Origin of the sequence: Streptomyces mutomycini, from assembly GCF_001700505.1 — a bacterium.
GTDB classification, from domain to species: Bacteria; Actinomycetota; Actinomycetes; order Streptomycetales; family Streptomycetaceae; genus Streptomyces; species Streptomyces mutomycini.
Genome location: NZ_MAPV01000043.1, coordinates 26,229 through 45,911 on the forward strand (window position 1 = coordinate 26,229; position 19,683 = coordinate 45,911).

Genomic DNA, 19,683 nt, shown 5'->3' on the forward strand with positions numbered 1-19,683 from the left:
GCGGCGCCCTCAGGGTCCGGGGCGCCGCTCCATGGCCGCGGCTCCCAGCCCGCCGAGCAGCAGCATCGTGAAGCTCCGGGCCCAGCCGGTGTCGACGGGTTCGGCGCTCACCAGCGTCCGGTGCACCACGGCGCCGGCGATCACGTCGAAGATCAGGTCGGCGGTGCGGGCCGCGACCACCTCGTCCGGCTCGGTGGGCAGTTCGCCCCGTCGCTGCGCGCGCTCCCGCCCCTGGAGCACGAGGCGCTTCTGCCGGGTCACGATCGAATCGCGTATACGATCCCGCAGCGGCTCGTCCCGAGTCGACTCGGCCACCACGGCCATCAGCGCCGTCTTGGTCTCCGGCCGCTCCAGCAAGGCCGCGAACTGGAGGACCATGGCCTCCACGTCGGCCCCGAGGCTGCCGAGGTCGGGCAGCTCCAGCTCGTCGAAGAGGACGGCGACCGCGTCCACCACCAGCTCGTTCTTGCCCGTCCAGCGGCGGTAGAGGGTCGTCTTGGCGACCCCCGCCCGCGTCGCCACATCACCCATCGTCAGCTTCGACCAGCCGAGGTCGACCAGCGACGCACGGGTCGCCTCCAGGATCGCGGCGTCGGTCTCGGCGCTGCGAGGACGTCCGGACCGGGTGGGTTCGGTGGGGCTGCGGCTCAGCATGCGGCGACCATACCGGCCGGTAAGTAGTGCTGACCGGCCCCGGAGCCCGTGAGACAGATCACCGCGCGCCCTTGCCTGGGAGGGGGGCCGGGCAGTTACGCTACGGGTCGTAGCGTAAGAAGCGACGGTCCTTCCGTCGTGGCGCCACGACTGATCGACAGCCACTGGTGCCGGGTGGGGACCCGGCACCGAACATGGGGTTTTCAGGACCCTGGGACCGTTTCCGTCCGCCCGCCGCGCACACCGGCGCGGCTGTGGGCGGACGCGGTTCGCGGATTTTTCGGCAACAGCGCGCGCAGGGGGGAGGATGTACGTATGCAGCCTAGGAACATGTCCATGAGCGGCGTCGTCGACCTCGCCGCTGTGAAGGCGGCCAACGACGCCAAGGCGAAGGCCGAGCAGGCCCGCGCGGAGTCGGCCCGACAGGGGGGCGGCGGTGCCGTGGCACCCGCCTCCCTGGTGATCGACGTCGACGAGGCCGGCTTCGAGACCGACGTCCTCCAGCGGTCCACCGAAGTCCCCGTCGTCATCGACTTCTGGGCCGAGTGGTGCGAGCCGTGCAAGCAGCTCGGTCCGCTCCTGGAGCGTCTCGCCGCCGAGTACAACGGCCGCTTCGTGCTGGCCAAGGTCGATGTCGACGCCAACCAGATGCTGATGCAGCAGTTCGGGATCCAGGGCATCCCGGCCGTCTTCGCGGTGGTGGCCGGGCAGGCCCTTCCGCTCTTCCAGGGGGCGGCCCCCGAGAGCCAGATCCGCCAGACGCTGGACCAGCTGATCCAGGTGGGCGAGGAGCGTTTCGGTCTCACCGGGATCGTCGTCGACGCGGACGCCGGCGCCGGTGACGAGGGGGGCGCCCCCGCCGAGGTGCCCGCGGGGCCGCACGACGCGCAGCTGGAGGCCGCCGCGCAGGCGCTGGACGCCAATGACTTCACCGGCGCCGTCCAGGCGTACAAGAGTGTTCTTGCGGTCGACCCGGTCAACACCGAGGCCAAGCTCGGCCTCGCCCAGGCCGAACTGCTGGGCCGTGTGGCGGGGATGGACCCGCAGCAGGTCCGCAAGGACGCCGCGGAGAATCCGGCGCAGCCGGTGGCGCAGATGGCCGCCGCCGACCTGGACCTCGTGGGCGGCCACGTCGAGGACGCCTTCGGGCGGCTCGTCGAGACGGTCCGCCGCAATTTCGGTGACGACCGCGATGCCGTACGGGTGCGGCTCCTGGAGCTCTTCGAGGTGATCGGCCCCGACGACCCCCGGGTCGCGGCCGCCCGGACAGCCCTGGCGCGCGTCTTGTTCTGATGTGACAACACGGCCGTGGAGCCCTCCGGGCACCACGGCCGTTTTCACGGATGAACGACAACGAACACATCCGCTTTACCAAAACTTGATAAAAGTACGCACTGTTACTCGCAGTAAATCATCCTCAGGGGTCTGTCCGCTTTCGGGCTGTAATCCCGCCATTCGCACGTCCCTTTGGTGCCACCCTGTGTGGCCGGACGATACCCCCCTGTCGTGTCCTGGTTATCGGGTCGTTACTAGTCAGTAACGACCCCCCTTGTGTCACGGCCGCGAATGCACCACGATCGGCCACGCTCGGTCCAATACCCGCCCGCTCGGCGTCCAGTCGGCGCAGTCGGGGTTGTTGGGTCCCCACCGGGTGGTCGGCGGCAGTGGCGCCGATCGCGGACAGGGGGGTTCCTGCCCCTGGGCAGGGCCTGTCCGGAAACCGGTCGCGCAGACGCGTGGCCAGTGGTTGTCGCTCGGGGGTGATCGCCGGTGATTCGGATGCGGTACGCGCCTCCGGTCCGGGCGCTCTCCTTTCCGAGGACGTAGCACTTCTCCCATCCCAGGGCGGGCACGATGCCCGTACCGGAGATGTACGTCCGAGAAGGAGGAAATTTATGAGTTCGCAGGTTCGCGGTGGTACCAGATGGAAGCGTTTCGCTCTGGTCATGGTGCCGAGCGTCGTCGCGACGGCCGCTGTCGGCGTCGGTCTGGCACAGGGTGCGCTCGCCGCATCGTTCAGTGTCTCCGGCCAGAGCTTCAAGGTCAGCACCGACAAGCTCGTCGGTAAGGACTTCGTCCAGTACGGCAGCGTCGCTGTCGGCAAGGACCTCAAGGGCAACGACGCTGCTCACCCGGTTGCCGTTTCCGGCTTCAGCAGCGCCACGATCACCAACATGTGCCAGTCGGTGGTCACGCCCAACCTGCCCTTCGGTCTCGGCAGCGTCAGCCTGCAGCTGAGCGCGGGTACCGACCCGAAGAAGCCTGTCGAGGCGACGAACCTGTACCTCGACGTGGCCCAGCTCGACGCGGACGCGTACTTCGAGAACATCGACATCGGCGTCGCCGCCGGTTCGGTGGGCAAGCCCGGTATCCAGCCCGGCACCGAGAAGGCCGTCAACCCGAACGGCTTCGCGCAGCGCGCCGAGACGGCGACGCTGAGCAACGTGGAGCAGACGGCGTGGGCGACCACGGCCGGCACCTTCAAGCTCAGCAACCTGAGCCTGAAGCTGCACAAGGGCGTCAAGGAGTGCTTCTAAGCGCTCGCCCGGGTGACCGGAGTGTTCCCTGCGGACCTCCGGTCGCCCACCCCTTCTCTTCTCACAGCAGTACCGGTTCCAGGGAGCTGTTTTCCATGAGCCCCGAGTCCACAGGGCAGAACGAGCACTACCTCACCGTCTACCGGCGGGGATTCCGCACCTGGCGGGGTAACCGGCCGTTCTGGGCGGGCCTTTTCACCATCCTGGGTGGTCTACCCATCGCGTACTTCCCGTACGCCAACATGCACCTCGGCAACATGACGATCGCGATGTCGACCACCGCGGGTGCCGGGTCGCTGATCATCGGGGTCCTGCTCGTCACGCTGGGCCTCACCATGTGGTTCCACCACATCGTGCGGGTCTTCGCCGGTGTCGCCGCGATCCTGCTGGCGCTGATCTCCATACCCGTCGCCAACATCGGCGGCTTCATCGTCGGCTTCCTCTTCTCCCTCCTCGGCGGAGCCCTCTCCATCGCCTGGGTACCCGGCGACGCGAAGGGCGCGGTGTACGAGACCCGGAGTCCCGAGGCCGACGACACGCGGGCACCGGAGTACGGCCAGGAGTTCCAGGGAACGGCAGCCGTCCCGCCGCAGCCGATGCGGTTCGAAGGGGCGGTCGAGGCCGAGGGCGGGAGGCATCGTGAGGGGTGACGACGGTCAGATGAACGATTTCGGGCAGGACGACGTCCCGGAGCGAAGAGCACCCCGCCACGCGGCCCCCAGGAAGTCGCTGCTGACGAAGCTGCACATGCCCGCGGGCAAGAAGGCGTTCGCGCTCGCCGCGATGCCGACGGCGGTCTTCGTCGGAATGGGTCTCACGCCCAAGCTTGCGATGGCCGACGACAGTTCGGACATTCCGTTCGCTCCGGGTCCCTGCGTGACCCGCTCCGACGAGCCGGCCGAGTCGCAGGAGCCCGAGGCGAAGCCGACCCCGAGCGCCACGCCGTCCGACGAGGCGGGCCAGGGCGACGACGCCGGCAAGGACGACGCGGGCAAGGACGACGCCGCTACGCCGACGCCTTCCGCGAGCGCGAGTGCGGGGGAGGACGCGTCCGAGGAGACCCCCGAGGACGAGACCGCCCCGTCGGCCACTCCCACGCCCACCGAGTCGAAGAACCCGCTCGACCCGCTGGGTGTCGGTGACGCGCTCAAGGACATCTTCGACGGACCGGACAAGGAGACGGCCTCGCCGTCCCCCAGCGCCACCGCCGAGAGCCCGGAGCCGTCGAAGAGCGCCGACACCACCCAGCCGGTGGAGGAGGCCACGGACGAGGCGAAGGACACGGTCGACAGGACCACCGACGCCATCCGTGACGCCGCCGAGAAGGCGGGCGAGGACGTCGAGGAGCTCGACGACGACGTCAAGGGTCTCGACCCCGTCAAGGACGAGGCGGTCCCGGACGGCGCCAAGGAGCGCTTCCCCTGCCCGACCGCCGACCCGGAGGCCCTCGCCGCGGCCGACCTGGAGCAGGGCATCCCGCTGCTCCCGGACGACCCGTGGATCCTGGAGACCTCGAAGCTCACGCTCACCGGGCTCGACTACCAGGGCATCGTCGAGGTGAAGACGTACAACGGCAGCATCAAGAAGGTGCTCAAGTTCACGGCCGACACCATCGACATCAAGGACCTGCACCAGCTGACGAAGGGTCCGGCCGGCACCACCGGTCATGTCAAGGCGGCGGAGGGCTCCACGTCCACCATCCGCAACGGCACGGTGACGATGTACACGGAGGAGCTGAAGGGCAACCTCTTCGGCATCATCCCGATCACCTTCAGCCCGGAGTCCCCGCCGCCGCTGAACGTGCCCTTCGCCTTCTTCACCGACGCCACGGTGAAGCAGGCCGGCCAGTTCGGCGGCTCGCTCAAGGTCCCCGGCCTGCAGAACTACTTCACCGGCGGCAACAGCTGACCCCATGACCCATTCGGGAGCCGCACAACGACTGTGGCCCGNNCGGGCCACAGTCGTTGTGCGGGGAGGGCGTCAGGCGCGCTCGCCGCTCAGGTGGTGCACCCGGACCATGTTGGTCGTGCCGGGGACGCCGGGAGGCGAGCCGGCCGTGATGACCATCGTGTCGCCGTCGCTGTAGCGGTTCAGCTTCAGCAGCTCCGCGTCCACCAGGTCGACCATGGCGTCCGTGTTGTCCACGTGCGGGACGACGTAGGACTCGACGCCCCAGCTCAGCGCGAGCTGGTTGCGGGTGGCCTCCTCCGTCGTGAAGGCCAGGATCGGCTGCGCCACGCGGTAGCGGGAGAGGCGGCGGGCGGTGTCGCCGGACTTGGTGAAGGCCACCAGCGCCTTGCCGTCCAGGAAGTCCGCGATCTCGCAGGCCGCGCGTGCCACCGAACCGCCCTGCGTGCGGGGCTTCTTGCCCGGCACCAGAGGCTGGAGGCCCTTGGACAGGAGCTCCTCCTCGGCGGCGACGACGATCTTCGACATCGTCTTGACCGTCTCGATCGGGTACGCGCCGACGGAGGACTCCGCCGACAGCATGACCGCGTCCGCGCCGTCCAGGATCGCGTTGGCGACGTCGGACGCCTCGGCGCGGGTCGGCCGCGAGTTGGTGATCATCGACTCCATCATCTGGGTCGCCACGATCACCGGCTTGGCGTTGCGGCGGCACAGCTCGATGAGGCGCTTCTGCACCATCGGGACCTTCTCGAGCGGGTACTCGACGGCGAGGTCACCACGGGCGACCATCACACCGTCGAAGGCGGCGACGACGCCCTCCATGTGCTCGACGGCCTGCGGCTTCTCGACCTTGGCGATGACGGGGACCCGGCGGCCCTCCTCGTCCATCACCTTGTGCACGTCCTTGACGTCCTCGGCGTCCCGCACGAAGGACAGCGCGACCAGGTCGCAGCCCATCCGCAGGGCGAACCTCAGGTCCTCCACGTCCTTCTCGGACAGCGCCGGGACGTTGACCGCCGCACCGGGGAGGTTGATCCCCTTGTGGTCGGAGATGACACCGCCCTCGATGACGATGGTGGTGACCCGCGGGCCGTCGACCGAGACGACCTTCAGCTCGACGTTGCCGTCGTTGATCAGGATCGGGTCGCCCTTGGTGACGTCACCCGGCAGCCCCTTGTAGGTGGTGCCGCAGACCGACTTGTCGCCGGCCACGTCCTCGGAGGTGATCACGAACTCGTCCCCGCGGACCAGCTCGACGGGCCCCTCGGCGAACTTCCCGAGGCGGATCTTGGGGCCCTGCAGGTCGGCGAGCACGCCGACCGCGCGGCCGGTCTCGACGGCGGCCTCGCGGACCCGGTCGTAACGGCCTTGGTGCTCCTCGTGGGAGCCGTGACTGAAGTTGAAACGGGCCACGCTCATGCCGGCCTCGATCAGAGCGACGAGCTGCTCATGGGAGTCGACGGCGGGACCGAGGGTGCAGACGATTTTGGAACGGCGCATGAGGCGGATCCTATCGGTTTGTTTCACTGCGGAATATTCCGTCTGGTGGAAGATACAAAGGGGCGCGGGCCCGCTCAGTTGTGGATCAGGTCGAAGGTCTGGCCGGCGATCTCCAGCTCTTCGTCCGTAGGCACGACGGCTACCGCCACCCGCGCGCCTTCGGGCGAGATCAGCCGCGGTTCACCGGACCTCACGGCGTTGCGGTCCGCGTCCACGGCCAGGCCGAATCCCTCCATCCCCGCGAGCGCAGCCTTCCGCACCGGGGCCGAGTTCTCCCCTACCCCCGCCGTGAACACCACGGCGTCCACCCGGCCGAGGACCGCCGAATAGGCGCCGACGTACTTCTTCAGCCGGTGGATGTAGATGTCGAACGCGAGTGCGGCGCGCTCGTCGCCCTCGTCGACCCGGCGCCGGATCTCCCGCATGTCGTTCTCGCCGCAGAGGCCGACCAGGCCGCTCCTCTTGTTCAGCAGGACGTCGATCTCGTCCGTCGACATCCCCGCCACCCGCTTCAGGTGGAAGGTGACAGCCGGGTCGATGTCTCCCGAACGCGTACCCATCACCAGCCCCTCCAAGGGGGTCAGTCCCATGGACGTGTCCACGCACCGGCCGCCCGCCACCGCGGAGGCGGAGGCGCCGTTGCCCAGGTGCAGCACGATCACGTTCAGGTCGGCCACCGGGCGGCCCAGCAGCTCGGCCGTCCTGCGCGACACGTACGCGTGGGAGGTGCCGTGGAAGCCGTAGCGGCGGATGCGGTGCGCGTCGGCCGTCTCGACGTCGATCGCGTACCGGGCGGCGTGCTCCGGCATCGTCGTGTGGAACGCCGTGTCGAAGACCGCGACCTGCGGCAGGTCCGGGCGCAGTGCCTGCGCGGTGCGGATCCCCGTGATGTTCGCCGGGTTGTGCAGCGGGGCCACCGGGACGAGCCGCTCGATCTCCTTCAGCACGTCGTCGGTGATCACCGTGGGCTCGCTGAACTTCAGCCCGCCGTGCACCACCCGGTGGCCGATCGCCGCCAGCTCGGGGGAGTCGAGACCGAGGCCGTCGGCGGCCAGCTCGTCGGCCGCGGCCTTCAGTGCCTCCCCGTGGTCGGCGATCCTGCCGCTGCGCTCGCGGGGCTCCCCGCCCTTCAGCGGCGTGTGCACCAGCCGGGAGGAGGACTCGCCGATCCGCTCGACCAGCCCCGTGGCCAGCCGTGACCGGTCGCGCATGTCCAGCAGCTGGTACTTCACCGACGAGGAGCCGGAATTGAGCACGAGTACGCGGTGGGCGTCGGCCGGGGCGTCTGTCATGGAGCGGGAACCTTCGCTGGTCGGGTCGGTGGTCATCGCGGTCATTCCTCGCTCTGCGCCTGGATCGCGGTGATGGCCACCGTGTTGACGATGTCCTGGACCAGCGCGCCGCGGGACAGGTCGTTGACCGGCTTGCGCAGCCCCTGCAGGACCGGGCCGACCGCGACAGCGCCCGCCGAACGCTGGACCGCCTTGTAGGTGTTGTTGCCGGTGTTGAGGTCCGGGAAGATCAGCACGGTCGCCCGGCCCGCCACCTCCGACGCCGGCAGCTTGGTCGCGGCGACGGACGGCTCGACCGCCGCGTCGTACTGGATCGGGCCCTCGATCCTCAGGTCCGGCCGTGAGGCGCGTACCCGCTCCGTGGCCTCCCGCACCTTGTCGACGTCGGCGCCCGAACCCGAGGTGCCCGTCGAGTACGAGAGCATCGCGATCCGCGGGTCCACACCGAAGCGCGCCGCGGTGACGGCCGACTGCACCGCGATGTCGGCGAGCTGCTCCGCGTCCGGGTCCGGGTTGACCGCGCAGTCGCCGTAGACCAGGACCTTGTCGGCGAGGCACATGAAGAACACCGAGGAGACGATCGAGGCGTCCGGCTTCGTCTTGATGATCTCGAACGCCGGCCGGATCGTGGCCGCCGTGGAGTGCACCGAGCCGGAGACCATGCCGTCGGCCAGGCCCTCCTGGACCATCAGGGTGCCGAAGTAGTTGACGTCCGAGACGACGTCGTGTGCCAGCTCCACCGTCACTCCGCGGTGTGCGCGCAGCGCGGCGTAGCGCTCGGCGAAGGGCTGGCGCAGCTCGGAGGTCTGCGGATCGACGATCTGGGTCTCCGCGAGGTCGATGCCCAGGTCGGCGGCCTTCTTGCGGATGACGTCGGTGTCCCCGAGGAGGGTCAGGTCGCAGACGTCGCGGCGGAGCAGGACGTCGGCGGCGCGCAGGACGCGCTCCTCGGTGCCTTCGGGCAGGACGACCCGGCGCCGGTCGGAGCGGGCCTGTTCCAGGAGCTCGTGCTCGAACATCATGGGGGTGACCCGGCCGCTGCGGGCCAGCGAGATCCGCTCCAGCAGCGCGCCGGTGTCCACGTGGCGCTCGAAGAGGCCGAGGGCGGTCTCCGCCTTACGGGGCGTCGCCGCGTTCAACTTGCCTTCCAGGGCGAAGAGTTCAGCCGCCGTGGGGAAGGAGCCGCCGGTCACCGCGACGACCGGGGTACCCGGCGCGAGACGGGCCGCCAGCCGGAGTATCTCCTCGCCGGGGCGCTCGTTCAGGGTCAGCAGGACGCCGGCGATGGGCGGTGTGCCGGCGCTGTGCGCGGCGAGCGAACCGATGACCAGGTCCGCGCGGTCGCCGGGGGTGACGACCATGCAGCCGGGGGTCAGGGCCTTCAGGAGGTTCGGCAGCATGGCACCGCCGAACACGAAGTCCAGCGCGTCCCTGGCCAGGCCCGAGTCGTCGCCGAGCAGAACCGTTCCGCCCAGTGCGGCGGTGATCTGGGCGACGGTGGGCGCCGAGAGCGCGGGGTCGTCCGGCAGTACGGAACACGGGACCGGGAGCTGCGCGCCCAGCCGTTCGGCGATGTCCGAGCGGTCCGCGGACGCCACCCGGTTCACGATCATCGCCAGTACGTCGCAGCCGAGGCCGGCGTAGGCCCGGTAGGCGTTGCGCGTCTCGGCCCGGACGGACCCGGCGTCCTGGTCCTTGCCGCCGACCACCGCGATCAACGAGGCGCCGAACTCGTTGGCGAGCCGCGCGTTCAGGGCCAGCTCGTCGGGGAGCTGGGTGGCGGCGTAGTCGCTGCCGAGGACCAGGACCACCTCGTAGTCGCGGGCCACCCGGTGGAATCGCTCGACGAGCAGTGAGACCAGCTCGTCCGTGCCCTTCTCCGCCTGGACGGCGGACGCCTCCTGGTAGTCCATGCCGAAGACCGTCTCCGGGCTCTGCGAGAGCCGGTAACGGGCCCGCAGCAGCTCGAACAGCCGGTCGGGCCCGTCGTGGATCAGCGGCCGGAAGACGCCGACCCGGTCCACCTGACGCGTCAGTAGCTCCATGACTCCCAGATCGACGACCTGGCGGCCGTCTCCCCTGTCGATCCCGGTCACGTACACGCTGCGCGCCACGCGTGGTCTCCCGTCCTCTTTGGCTTGTATCGCCCTTTTGACGATACCTACCGGAGCAGGTGAGCCGCCCGCCGGGCAACGTGCCCGGGAGGGGGCCACCGGGCGCCCCGAACGGTCCCCGCCGTGCGGCCGGAAGCGCCGGGTCCCGGCCAGGCGTGGGACAATCGTCATGGCTCACGGTACGGGGGTTTCTCGACGGTCCTCGGAGTCCACGGCACTAGCGAGCAGGAGACAGAGCAGGATGCGCATCGGAATTCTCACCGCAGGCGGCGACTGCCCAGGCCTGAACGCTGTGATCCGGTCGGTCGTGCACCGCGCGGTGGTGGGGCACGGCGACGAGGTCATCGGCTTCGAGGACGGCTTCAAGGGGCTGCTCGACGGCCACTTCCGCCCACTCGACCTGAACGCGGTAAGCGGCATCCTGGCCCGCGGCGGCACGATCCTCGGCTCGGCGCGCCTCGAGCGCGACCGGCTGCGCGAGGCCGCCGAGAACTGCGCGGAACTCTCCCTCCGTTACGGCATCGACGCGCTGATCCCGATCGGCGGCGAGGGCACGCTCACCGCGGCCCGCATGCTGTCCGACGCCGGTATGCCCGTCGTCGGCGTCCCGAAGACCATCGACAACGACATCTCCGCCACCGACCGCACCTTCGGCTTCGACACCGCCGTGGGCGTCGCGACCGAGGCCATAGACCGGCTGAAGACTACCGCCGAGTCGCACCAGCGGGTCATGGTCGTCGAGGTCATGGGCCGCCACGCGGGCTGGATCGCCCTGGAGTCCGGCATGGCCGGCGGCGCCCACGGAATCTGCCTGCCGGAGCGGCCCTTCCAGATCGACGACCTGGTCAAGATGGTCGAGGAACGCTTCGCACGCGGCAAGAAGTTCGCCGTCATCTGCGTCGCCGAGGGAGCGCACCCGGCCGAGGGCTCCATGCCGTACGCCAAGGGCGAGATCGACCAGTTCGGTCACGAACGCTTCCAGGGCATCGGCAACCGTCTCGCCGCCGAGCTGGAGCTGCGCCTCGGCAAGGAGGCCAAGCCGGTCATCCTCGGCCACGTGCAGCGCGGCGGCACACCGACCGCGTACGACCGGGTGCTCGCGACCCGCTTCGGGTGGAACGCCGTGGAGGCCGTGCACCGCGGTGACTTCGGCCGGATGACGTCGCTGCGCGGTACCGAGATCGTGATGGCCCCGCTGGCGGACGCGGTGACCCGCCTGAAGACGGTCCCCAGCGACCGGATGTACGAGGCCGAGTCGGTCTTCTGAGCCCCCGCACACGCGGCCCCTGCCGTCCACGAAGGACGGCGGGGGCCGCTGCCGTTCCCCGGCCCTCAGATCCCGGCCGTCCGCCAGAACTCCTCGACCACCCGGTCCAGGAACTCCCGCCCCGCGTCGCCCGCCGTCCCCGCCCGGTCCCGGCCCGTGGTGTTCCAGCTCAGTGTCGACACCATCAGGGCCTGGTAGTCGGCGTGCAGCTGCTCCAGCACGTCCTGGATGAGGACGCGGTCCAGCGGGACGAGCTTGTCCACCGGCCTCACGTATGCCTGCCACCGGGTCGTGACCGCCCTGGTCAGCAGCTCCGCCAGCTCCTCGTTCCGGCCGGTCGCCGTCAGGAACTGCGCCGCCGACATGTCCAGAGCGTCGCAGAGTGCCACGGCCTGGCGCTCGTTGCCGCGCCACCGCCCGGACTCCTCGACCCGCTGGTACGCGGCACCCGTCATCCCGAGCGAACGCGCCAGATCGTCGACCGCGATGTCCCGGGCCAGCCGGTGCTCGCGCAAGGTGCTCGCGGCGGCCAGCAGTTCGCCCGGCGCGCACCACAGGACACCGGCCAGCGCCATCAGTTCGCGCTCACCGGGCAGGGCCGTGCCGCGTTCCCAGGCCATCACCGTCTCGGCCGTGATCCGCAGCCCGTACTGGGCGCCGAGCCCGTACGCAACATGTCCGGGAGCCATTCCCAGCGCCTCGCGGAGTCGGCGCGCGGCGGGGGCGTTGAAGGGCGGAGTGGGGTGCACCGCACCACCGTAGAAGCCCGGGAACTGCCTGGCTACAGGCTGTTCCTAACGGTTTACCCTTCGTGCGATCCTCCTAGGACACCCCTCCCGGGGTGGCCGGACCCATCAGCGGGTTTCAGCCACCCAGTGATAATGCAGCTCGGGGCGGCCGACCTGACCGTAGCTCGGCCGCCGCACGGCCCGGCCCGCCGTCACCAGATGCTCCAGATAGCGGCGGGCGGTGATCCGGGAGATCCCCAGCTCCTCACCGGCGGCTGCCGCGGTCACCCCGTCCGGTGCCTCCCGCAGGGCCCGGGTCACCGCCCCCAGCGTCGGGCCGCTCAGCCCTTTGGGCAGTGTGGCCGGGTCGGAGACCCGGAGCGCGCCCAGCGCCCGGTCCACCTCCTCCTGGTCGCTCGCCTCACCGGCGGCCGCCCGGAACTCGGCGTACCGCACGAGCCGGTCCCGCAGCGTGGGATATGTGAACGGCTTCAGCACGTACTGCACGACGCCGAGCGACACGCCTTCCCGCACCACCGCCAGATCGCGCGCGGACGTCACCGCGATGACGTCCGCGCCGTGCCCCGCAGCCCGCAGCGAGCGCAGCAGCTGCAGACCGTGCCCGTCGGGCAGGTAGAGGTCGAGCAGCAGCAGGTCGACCTCCGTACGGTCCAGCGCCCGCACAGCCTCGGCCCGGGAGTGGGCGACGGCGGCGACCTCGAAACCCGGCACCCGGCCCACGTACAGCTGATGGGCGTCAGCGGCCACCGGATCGTCCTCCACGACCAGCACCCTGATCACGGTGCGGCCACCTCCGTCCCCGCCGTACGGCCGGCCAGCGGCAGCCGCACCGTGAACTCCGCGCCGCCACCCGCGGCCCTGCCCAGGGTCACCGTCCCTCCGTTGCGGTGGACCGCCTGCCTCACGAGTGCCAGGCCGAGGCCACGGCCCGTGCCGTGGGTCGTCCAGCCGCGCCGGAACACCTCGTCCGCGTCGGCCGGGCCGATCCCCGCACCTGTGTCCGCCACCCGCAGCAACAACTCGCCGGAATCCGTCCGCGCGGTCACCGTGACCAGAGCCCGTGTCGCGGTGCGCTGCGCGGGGACGGGCCCGCCGGCCTCGCCGGTCGCCGTCTCCGAGGCGGCGTCCGCCGCGTTGTCGATCAGATTGCCGAGGATCGTCACCAGGTCCCGCGGCGCCAGGGAGTGCGGAAGGGCCCCGTCGTCGATCAGGCTGTCCTCGGTGAGCACCAGCTCCACACCGCGCTCGTTGGCCTGCGCCGCCTTGCCGAGCAGCAGTGCGGCGAGCACCGGCTCGGCGACCGCGTCCACGACCCGGTCGGTGAGCACCTGGGCCAGCTCCAGCTCGGCCGTCGCGAAGTCCACCGCCTCCTCGACCCTTCCCAGCTCGATCAGCGACACCACGGTGTGCAGCCGGTTCGCCGCCTCGTGCGCCTGTGAGCGCAGCGCCTGGGTGAAACCGCGCTCCGAGTCGAGCTCACCCGAGAGCGCCTGCAGCTCCGTATGGTCCCGCAGCGTCACGACCGTGCCGCGCCGCTCGCCTCCGACCACGGGGCTGGTGTTGACGACGATCACCCGGTCCGCCGTCAGGTGGACCTCGTCCACCCGCGGCTCGGACGCCAGGAGCGCCCCCGTCAGCGATGCCGGCAGCGCCAGCTCGTCGACCCGGCGCCCGACCGACCCCGGCGCCAGCCCCAGCAGCTCCCGGCCCGCGTCGTTGATCAGGGCGACCCGGCGCTGCCCGTCCAGCATGAGCAGCCCCTCGCGCACCGCGTGCAGCGTGGCCTCGTGGTAGGTGTGCATCCGGCTCAGCTCGCCGGCGTTCATCCCGTGCGTGTGCCGCCGCAGCCGCGCGTTGATCACGTACGTCCCGAGCGCGCCGAGCGTCAGGGCGGCTCCCGCCGCCGTCCCGAGGGCGCCGAGCTGCTCCCGTACCTGGGTGGACACCCGCTCGACGGTGATGCCCGCGCTGACCAGGCCGACGATCCTGTCCCCGTCGCGCACCGGCGTGACGACGCGTATCGAGGGGCCGAGCGTGCCGGTGTAGGTCTCCTCGAACGTCTCGCCGAGCAGGGCGCGCTCGGTGTGCCCGATGAAGCTCCGGCCGATCTGGCCGGGGTCGGGGTGGGTCCAGCGGACCCCGTCCGGATTCATGATCGTCACGAAGGCGATCCCGGTGTCCTCGCGCACCTGTTCCGCGTACGGCTGGAGTACGGCGGACGGGTCCGGGGTACGGATCGCCTCCCGCACCGACGGCGATCCGGCCATGGCGAGCGCGGCGGCCCTCACCTGGCGGGCCGCGGTCTCCTCCGCCTGGGACCGGCCGGAGGCGTACGCGAAGAAGGCGCACCCGGCCACGACCGCGGCCACGAGCAGGGCCTGCATCGCGAACAGCTGGCCGGCCAGGCTGCGGGGGAGGGTTCGGGGCAGGCGCATGGCACCCAGTCTGCCTGGCGGGGGCACCCGGCCCAAGGTGGCTGATAAGCATCTGTGAACGATATGAACGCAACGGTGACGGCCGTCACAGGGAAGTGAATAGTCACCGGGGCCCCCAGGGACGGGGAGCCGCCGTATACCCGAGGAGACCCCCGTGGCAGAGAAAGCCGCACGACGGGACCGCACCCACTACCTCTACATCGCCGTGATCGCCGCCGTGGTGCTGGGCATCACGGTGGGTCTGGTGGTTCCGGACTTCGCCGTGGAGCTCAAGCCGATCGGCGCAGGCTTCGTCAACCTCATCAAGATGATGATCTCGCCGATCATCTTCTGCACGATCGTGCTGGGGGTCGGCTCCGTACGGAAGGCCGCCAAGGTCGGTGCCGTCGGCGGTCTGGCCCTCGGCTACTTCCTGGTGATGTCGACCGTCGCCCTGGCCATCGGCCTGGTCGTCGGCAACCTTCTGGAGCCCGGTTCCAGCCTCCACCTCACCGACGCGGCCCGGGCCGCGGGCGAGGCGCAGGCGGGTGAAAGCGAGTCCACCGTCGACTTCCTGCTCGGCATCATCCCGACCACGATGGTGTCGGCCTTCACCGAGGGCGAGGTCCTGCAGACCCTCCTCATCGCGCTGCTCGCCGGCTTCGCGCTCCAGGCCATGGGCTCGGCGGGCGAACCGGTCCTGCGCGGCATCGGTCACATCCAGCGCCTCGTCTTCCGCATCCTCGCCATGATCATGTGGGTGGCCCCGGTCGGCGCCTTCGGTGCGATGGCGGCCGTGGTCGGTGAGACCGGCGTGGACGCGCTGAAGTCCCTCGCGATCATCATGATCGGCTTCTACGTCACCTGCGCGGTCTTCGTGTTCCTGATCCTGGGCGTGATCCTGCGCCTGGTGGCCGGGGTCAACATCTTCACCCTGCTGAAGTACCTGGGCCGCGAGTTCCTGCTGATCCTCTCCACCTCCTCCTCCGAGTCGGCCCTGCCGCGGCTGATCGCGAAGATGGAGCACATGGGTGTCAGCAAGCCCGTCGTCGGCATCACCGTGCCGACCGGCTACTCCTTCAACCTCGACGGCACCGCGATCTACCTCACGATGGCCTCGCTCTTCATCGCCAACGCGACGGGTGACCCGCTGACCATCGGCGAGCAGATCTCGCTGCTGATCTTCATGGTGATCGCGTCGAAGGGCGCGGCGGGCGTCACCGGCGCCGGTCTGGCCACCCTCGCGGGCGGTCTCCAGTCGCACCGCCCCGAACTGGTCGACGGTGTCGGCCTGATCGTCGGCATCGACCGCTTCATGAGCGAGGCCCGCGCCCTGACGAACTTCGCGGGCAACGCCGTCGCCACGGTGCTGGTCGGCACCTGGACCAAGGAGATCGACCGGGAGCGGGTGGACCAGGTCCTCTCCGGCTCCCTCCCGTTCGACGAGAAGACGATGACGGACGACGCCCACGGCGGCGAGCCGCACGTCCCGGAGTCGCGCGACGGCGACGTCGAGGCCGACGAGAAGCCTTCGCTGGCGAAGGCGTAAGAAGGCGTAAGACGCCGGAAGGCGTAGCGATACAGACAGATGAGTGCGGCCGGTACGGGACTCCCGTACCGGCCGCTCCTGTCGTGGCCCGGCCACCCACTCGTGTCCCAGGTCGCCCGTCTTTCCCTGTTCCCTGAGGAGGCCGTCAGCGTGCGCACGAGGGCGGACGCCGGGACATGCGCCATGTCCGTCGGTGAGCTGTTCGAACCGACTGGCAGCGGTGCCGTGTCCTGCGCCCCCTGGCTCAGGGCGCCTTGCCTTGACGCCGACGTCAAGGATTACGGTCGCGGTATGCGAATCGGGGAACTGGCCGAACGCGCCGGGACGACGACACGGACGCTGCGGTACTACGAATCACGGGGCCTCCTTCACGCGCGCCGCGCGGAGAACGGCTATCGCACGTACGACGAGGACGACCTGCGGCAGATCCGGCAGATCCGGACCCTTCAGGACTTCGGATTCGACCTGGAGGAGACCCGCCCCTTCGTCGACTGCCTGCGCGCCGGCCACCCGGCGGGCGACGCCTGTCCGGCGTCACTGGCCGTCTACCGGCGCAAGATCAATGAACTGGACTCACTCATCGGCCAGTTGCAGGGGGTCCGTGCGGAGGTGGGCGCGCAACTGGCCCGCGCCGAACTGGAGGCTTCGGCCGAACTGCCCGGCGGCCCCGAACCACGGTGCGAACTGAACTGGGAGGACGAGAAATGATCCATGCGGAAGGTGTCGCCGAGGTGACGGACGCGACGTTCGACGCGGAGGTACTGGGAGCAGCTACCCCGGTGCTGGTCGAGTTCACGGCCGACTGGTGCGGCCCGTGCCGCCAGCTCGCCCCGGTGCTCGGCGCCATCGCGAAGGAACAGGCCGGCCGTGTCAAGGTGGTGCAGATCGACGTGGACCACAACCCGGGCATCACCAGCCGTTACGCCGTGCTGTCGATGCCGACCCTGATGGTCTTCCGGGCCGGCGAGCCGGTGAAGTCGATGGTGGGCGCCCGTCCGAAGCGCCGCCTGCTCCAGGACCTTGAGGACGTGCTCCCGGCGGCGGTCTGACGGCCGTGGGCTCACAGGTCGCCAGGCAGCAGCCGGAATGCCGGATGGCCGGTGAGCGGGCGCATTATCCGGAAGTGGCGGTCGGAGGTGAAGAGGTCCGCGGTCCGGAAAGCGGCGGCGAGCACCACGTTCATCGCGTCGGCCAGCCCGACCCCTCGGCCGTTGTCGGCATCCTCGTATCCCCGCATGACTGCCATGGCGCCGCGCAGGTGCGTGGTCACTTCCGGGACTTCGAAGCGCCGGGCCTCCACCTGGCCCGCGACGAAGTCGAGTGCGTTCATGGAGGCGCGGGCGCCGACCCGGGAGGTGAGCAGATAGTCCAGTTCGGTGAGGACCATCGGCGACACCACGAGATGCCCCACCGAGGCGAGCGCGTCCCTGTGCGCCGCATGGCCGGGGTCCTTGGGGGTGAACAGCCGGTACAGGGCGTTTGTGTCGGCGATCGCGACCGGGCTGTCAGTCATCGATCGCGCCCATACCCCTCAGCGTGGCGTCGATCTCGTCGTCGGTGAGTGCCGGGCCGCCGAGATCGGGAAGGTCCAGTCGGCCCATCGGGTCGGTGCGGAAGGGATAAGAGGGCCGACTCAGGCGGGACCCCCGGGGAACGATGTCCCCTATGGGTACGCCGTCCTTGGTGATGGTCACCGTCTCGCCGGCTTGGACACGTGCCATGACCCGCGAGGTCTGTTGGTTCAGCTCGCGAAGCGGGACTTCCCTGTTGTCGCCCATGGCGTGAGTGTACTACTTGTTCTACGTAGTGGCCTGGTGCCGACTCCGGACCCAGGCGGCGGACGGACGGCGTCGCGGTACGGGCGGCTGGTGCTGTCGTCGCTGCGCGGAGGGGGAAGGGCGTAGCTCGCCTCGGGTCTCGGGGGCCGGGGTTCGAGCATCGGAAGCGGGCCGGTCACTCCTTCGAGCGTACGCACAGGGCTCCGGGCCCGGCGCTTGAGCTTCGGGATTCGGGGGTCGGAGTCCGGGGGCCGGGATTCGAGCGATGTCGTTCATCCGGCTGGGAAAGAAAGGGTTTGGGAAAACCTGACCACCCTCCCTACCCCGTCACGGTCAGCAAGTATGACTAATCGTGACCGAGTTGCGGCGCAGAGTCGCGGATGCCTACGGTGCCCACAACGAAACGACCCCGACGCGGTGTTGTAGCACCGGCCGGGGTCTCACCCCAAGATCGATACCCTAGAAAGACGATCTCGTGGCTATCCAGCACCCTAGCTCCGCCCCGTGCGCCCCCGCACCCTCGCGCCCGTACCGCCAGGCACGCGCCGGCTACGGCAAGCGCTCCGTACCCGATCAACCCCTCGCCCAGCCAGCCGACTTCGCGCTTCTTCCCGAGCGTGAGCGGTACGTCGCCGGGTACGTCGACCACCTTCCCGACGGTGCGGCGATGGACATCAAGTCGCTGGCCAAGGACCTCCCGCTGTACGGGCAGATGGCCATCGGCACCGCCCTGCGCACGCTCGCCGTCGCCGGTCACCTCCGCCACGTACGCTGCCGTGTCGAAACCCTCGGCCAGAGCCGCTGGGTGACGCGCACCTACTGGTCCCGCACCGCCCACGACAACGAGTGGTGGACCACGCACCTTGCGGGCGAGGCGTCCGGGCGAGAGGGCGCACCCCTCCAGAAGGCGAGCGAGCCGCCGGCCTGGGCCCCCGCTCCCCAGGAAGCCGTCTGCGCGCCCGCCGTACCGCAGCAGCGAACGACGTCCGCCCCGGCCCCCGACGCCGCCCCCTCGGCCGCGTACGTCGCCCTGGCCCGCCTGGGCCGCACCGATCCCCGCCTGGCCCTCTCCGCCGAGGACTGCGCGGTGCCGGAGCGGCTCGCCGGGGAGTGGTTCGCACGCGGCGTGGACGCCGACTACCTCACCCAGGCCCTGACGTCCGGCCTCCCCGCGCAGGTCGGCTCGCCCGTCGGATTCGTACGCCGTCGCCTCACCGACAAGCTCCCACCCCGGCTCCCGGAGGCTTCTGCTCCCGCCGGACCTGACGCCCCCGCGCGGCGTCTCCTGGTGGAGTGCTCCGAATGCGGCCGGCCCGGCCCGGCCGACGCGTTCCCGGACGGCCTCTGCCGCCCCTGCCGTGCGGCGGTCCGGGAGGGGGCCGGAGCCCCCGGGCCCGCAGAGTCCGAACTGCCCGGCGCGCGCGACATCCACGCGCTGGTGGGCAGCATGCGCAACCTGATGCGGGCACCCTGAGGGATGCCGGGCTGGTGGACTCGGACACGGGTTCGTACGATCAGGTTCGACGACTCGGTCCACCGTGACAGCAGGGGGCGAAATGCGGGAGAGCGCCCACTGGCTCATCAACTGGCATGCCGCACACCAGGACGGGCTCCGCGCTCGCGGAATCGGCGCCGTGGTGAACCGGCCGCATCGTGGGACACCGACCCGGGGGCGTCCGAAAGCCACGGCGGTGAGCCTCACCCTGGAATCAGGCGAGCGCCTGGGGCACGTGTTCGTCTGGGAATCGGGAAGTGCCTCGCTCCTCTTCATCGACTCCCGCAGCGAGTACATGTGGCAGGACGAACAGGAGCTGAGCTCCGAGGGCGATCTGCCTCGGGTCCTGGCGCCGCTCATCGAGCTCGTCGAAGGTCTGCAGGGCTCCGCATCCCGCGGGTGAGCCGTGAAGGAGGGGCGGCGCAC

Annotated in this window: 19 protein-coding genes; 10 read left to right on the top strand and 9 right to left on the bottom strand. The window is 70.3% G+C overall.

Annotated features, from left to right (window positions below; all coding sequences use genetic code 11):
• Positions 1-9: 9 nt before the first annotated feature.
• Positions 10-654, bottom strand: coding sequence for a TetR/AcrR family transcriptional regulator (locus tag BFF76_RS06965; RefSeq protein WP_031091534.1), 645 nt, complete (start codon positions 652-654; stop codon positions 10-12).
• Positions 655-969: 315 nt separating this feature from the next.
• On the opposite strand from BFF76_RS06965, the gene BFF76_RS06970 reads away from it, so the two are divergent.
• The 4 genes from BFF76_RS06970 (at position 970) to BFF76_RS06985 (ending at position 5,099) form a co-directional block, all read left to right on the top strand.
• Positions 970-1,947, top strand: a complete 978-nt coding sequence (locus tag BFF76_RS06970; RefSeq protein ID WP_078850531.1) for a tetratricopeptide repeat protein — start codon at positions 970-972, stop codon at positions 1,945-1,947.
• Between the two features lie 602 nt (positions 1,948-2,549).
• Positions 2,550-3,191: a DUF6230 family protein gene (locus BFF76_RS06975; RefSeq protein WP_031091536.1), complete on the top strand. Its 642-nt coding sequence runs from the start codon at positions 2,550-2,552 to the stop codon at positions 3,189-3,191.
• 95 nt (positions 3,192-3,286) lie between these two features.
• Positions 3,287-3,841 carry a DUF6114 domain-containing protein gene (locus tag BFF76_RS06980; protein ID WP_065847632.1) on the top strand — a complete coding sequence of 185 codons (555 nt, stop codon included), beginning with the start codon at positions 3,287-3,289 and terminating at the stop codon, positions 3,839-3,841.
• A complete protein-coding gene (locus BFF76_RS06985) occupies positions 3,831-5,099 on the top strand; it encodes a hypothetical protein (protein WP_031091538.1) in 1,269 nt (422 codons plus the stop codon). The genes BFF76_RS06980 and BFF76_RS06985 overlap by 11 nt, the downstream gene beginning before the upstream one ends.
• A 72-nt stretch (positions 5,100-5,171) precedes the next feature.
• On the opposite strand, the gene pyk is transcribed toward BFF76_RS06985, so the two are convergent.
• From pyk to pta, 3 genes are all read right to left on the bottom strand, one after another.
• Entirely contained in the window at positions 5,172-6,599 is a 1,428-nt protein-coding gene (pyk, locus tag BFF76_RS06990; RefSeq protein ID WP_031091539.1) for a pyruvate kinase, read from the bottom strand.
• Positions 6,600-6,673: 74 nt separating this feature from the next.
• The gene (locus BFF76_RS06995; protein WP_107418398.1) at positions 6,674-7,891 is read right to left on the bottom strand and encodes an acetate kinase; all 1,218 of its coding nucleotides are present in this window, start codon (positions 7,889-7,891) and stop codon (positions 6,674-6,676) included.
• Between the two features lie 41 nt (positions 7,892-7,932).
• Positions 7,933-10,005 carry a phosphate acetyltransferase gene (pta, locus tag BFF76_RS07000; RefSeq protein ID WP_065847636.1) on the bottom strand — a complete coding sequence of 691 codons (2,073 nt, stop codon included), beginning with the start codon at positions 10,003-10,005 and terminating at the stop codon, positions 7,933-7,935.
• A gap of 241 nt (positions 10,006-10,246) precedes the next feature.
• On the opposite strand from pta, the gene BFF76_RS07005 reads away from it, so the two are divergent.
• Positions 10,247-11,272, top strand: a complete 1,026-nt coding sequence (locus BFF76_RS07005) for an ATP-dependent 6-phosphofructokinase (RefSeq protein WP_031091542.1) — start codon at positions 10,247-10,249, stop codon at positions 11,270-11,272.
• A 65-nt stretch (positions 11,273-11,337) separates the two neighbouring features.
• Here the strand turns inward: BFF76_RS07005 and BFF76_RS07010 are convergent, their stop codons facing one another.
• The 3 genes from BFF76_RS07010 to BFF76_RS07020 form a co-directional block, all read right to left on the bottom strand.
• Positions 11,338-11,961, bottom strand: coding sequence for a helix-turn-helix domain-containing protein (locus BFF76_RS07010; protein ID WP_234316684.1), 624 nt, complete (start codon positions 11,959-11,961; stop codon positions 11,338-11,340).
• A gap of 165 nt (positions 11,962-12,126) precedes the next feature.
• Positions 12,127-12,801, bottom strand: coding sequence for a response regulator (locus tag BFF76_RS07015; RefSeq protein WP_053929360.1), 675 nt, complete (start codon positions 12,799-12,801; stop codon positions 12,127-12,129).
• Positions 12,798-14,456, bottom strand: coding sequence for a sensor histidine kinase (locus BFF76_RS07020; RefSeq protein WP_065847638.1), 1,659 nt, complete (start codon positions 14,454-14,456; stop codon positions 12,798-12,800). The genes BFF76_RS07015 and BFF76_RS07020 overlap by 4 nt, the downstream gene beginning before the upstream one ends.
• Before the next feature lie 154 nt (positions 14,457-14,610).
• Here BFF76_RS07020 and BFF76_RS07025 point away from each other — a divergent pair, with 154 nt between their 5' ends.
• The 3 genes from BFF76_RS07025 to trxA all read left to right on the top strand — a co-directional run bounded on the left by BFF76_RS07025 (position 14,611) and on the right by trxA (position 17,033).
• Positions 14,611-15,984, top strand: a complete 1,374-nt coding sequence (locus BFF76_RS07025) for a cation:dicarboxylate symporter family transporter (RefSeq protein ID WP_031091547.1) — start codon at positions 14,611-14,613, stop codon at positions 15,982-15,984.
• 291 nt (positions 15,985-16,275) lie between these two features.
• Complete coding sequence (locus BFF76_RS07030) at positions 16,276-16,692, top strand: MerR family transcriptional regulator (RefSeq protein WP_053929380.1); 417 nt, start codon at positions 16,276-16,278, stop codon at positions 16,690-16,692.
• Positions 16,689-17,033 (top strand): thioredoxin, encoded by a 345-nt coding sequence (gene trxA / locus BFF76_RS07035; RefSeq protein WP_053929358.1) that lies wholly within the window; start codon positions 16,689-16,691, stop codon positions 17,031-17,033. Before BFF76_RS07030 ends, trxA begins: the two co-directional genes overlap by 4 nt.
• Positions 17,034-17,044: 11 nt before the next feature.
• Here trxA and BFF76_RS07040 read toward each other — a convergent pair whose 3' ends face one another.
• A complete protein-coding gene (locus BFF76_RS07040) occupies positions 17,045-17,497 on the bottom strand; it encodes a PIN domain-containing protein (RefSeq protein ID WP_065847640.1) in 453 nt (150 codons plus the stop codon).
• The gene (locus tag BFF76_RS07045) at positions 17,490-17,762 is read right to left on the bottom strand and encodes a type II toxin-antitoxin system Phd/YefM family antitoxin (protein WP_031091553.1); all 273 of its coding nucleotides are present in this window, start codon (positions 17,760-17,762) and stop codon (positions 17,490-17,492) included. Before BFF76_RS07045 ends, BFF76_RS07040 begins: the two co-directional genes overlap by 8 nt.
• Before the next feature lie 475 nt (positions 17,763-18,237).
• On the opposite strand from BFF76_RS07045, the gene BFF76_RS07050 reads away from it, so the two are divergent.
• Positions 18,238-19,236, top strand: coding sequence for a hypothetical protein (locus BFF76_RS07050; RefSeq protein ID WP_065847642.1), 999 nt, complete (start codon positions 18,238-18,240; stop codon positions 19,234-19,236).
• A gap of 82 nt (positions 19,237-19,318) precedes the next feature.
• Complete coding sequence (locus BFF76_RS07055) at positions 19,319-19,660, top strand: hypothetical protein (protein WP_065847643.1); 342 nt, start codon at positions 19,319-19,321, stop codon at positions 19,658-19,660.
• Positions 19,661-19,683: the final 23 nt, after the last annotated feature.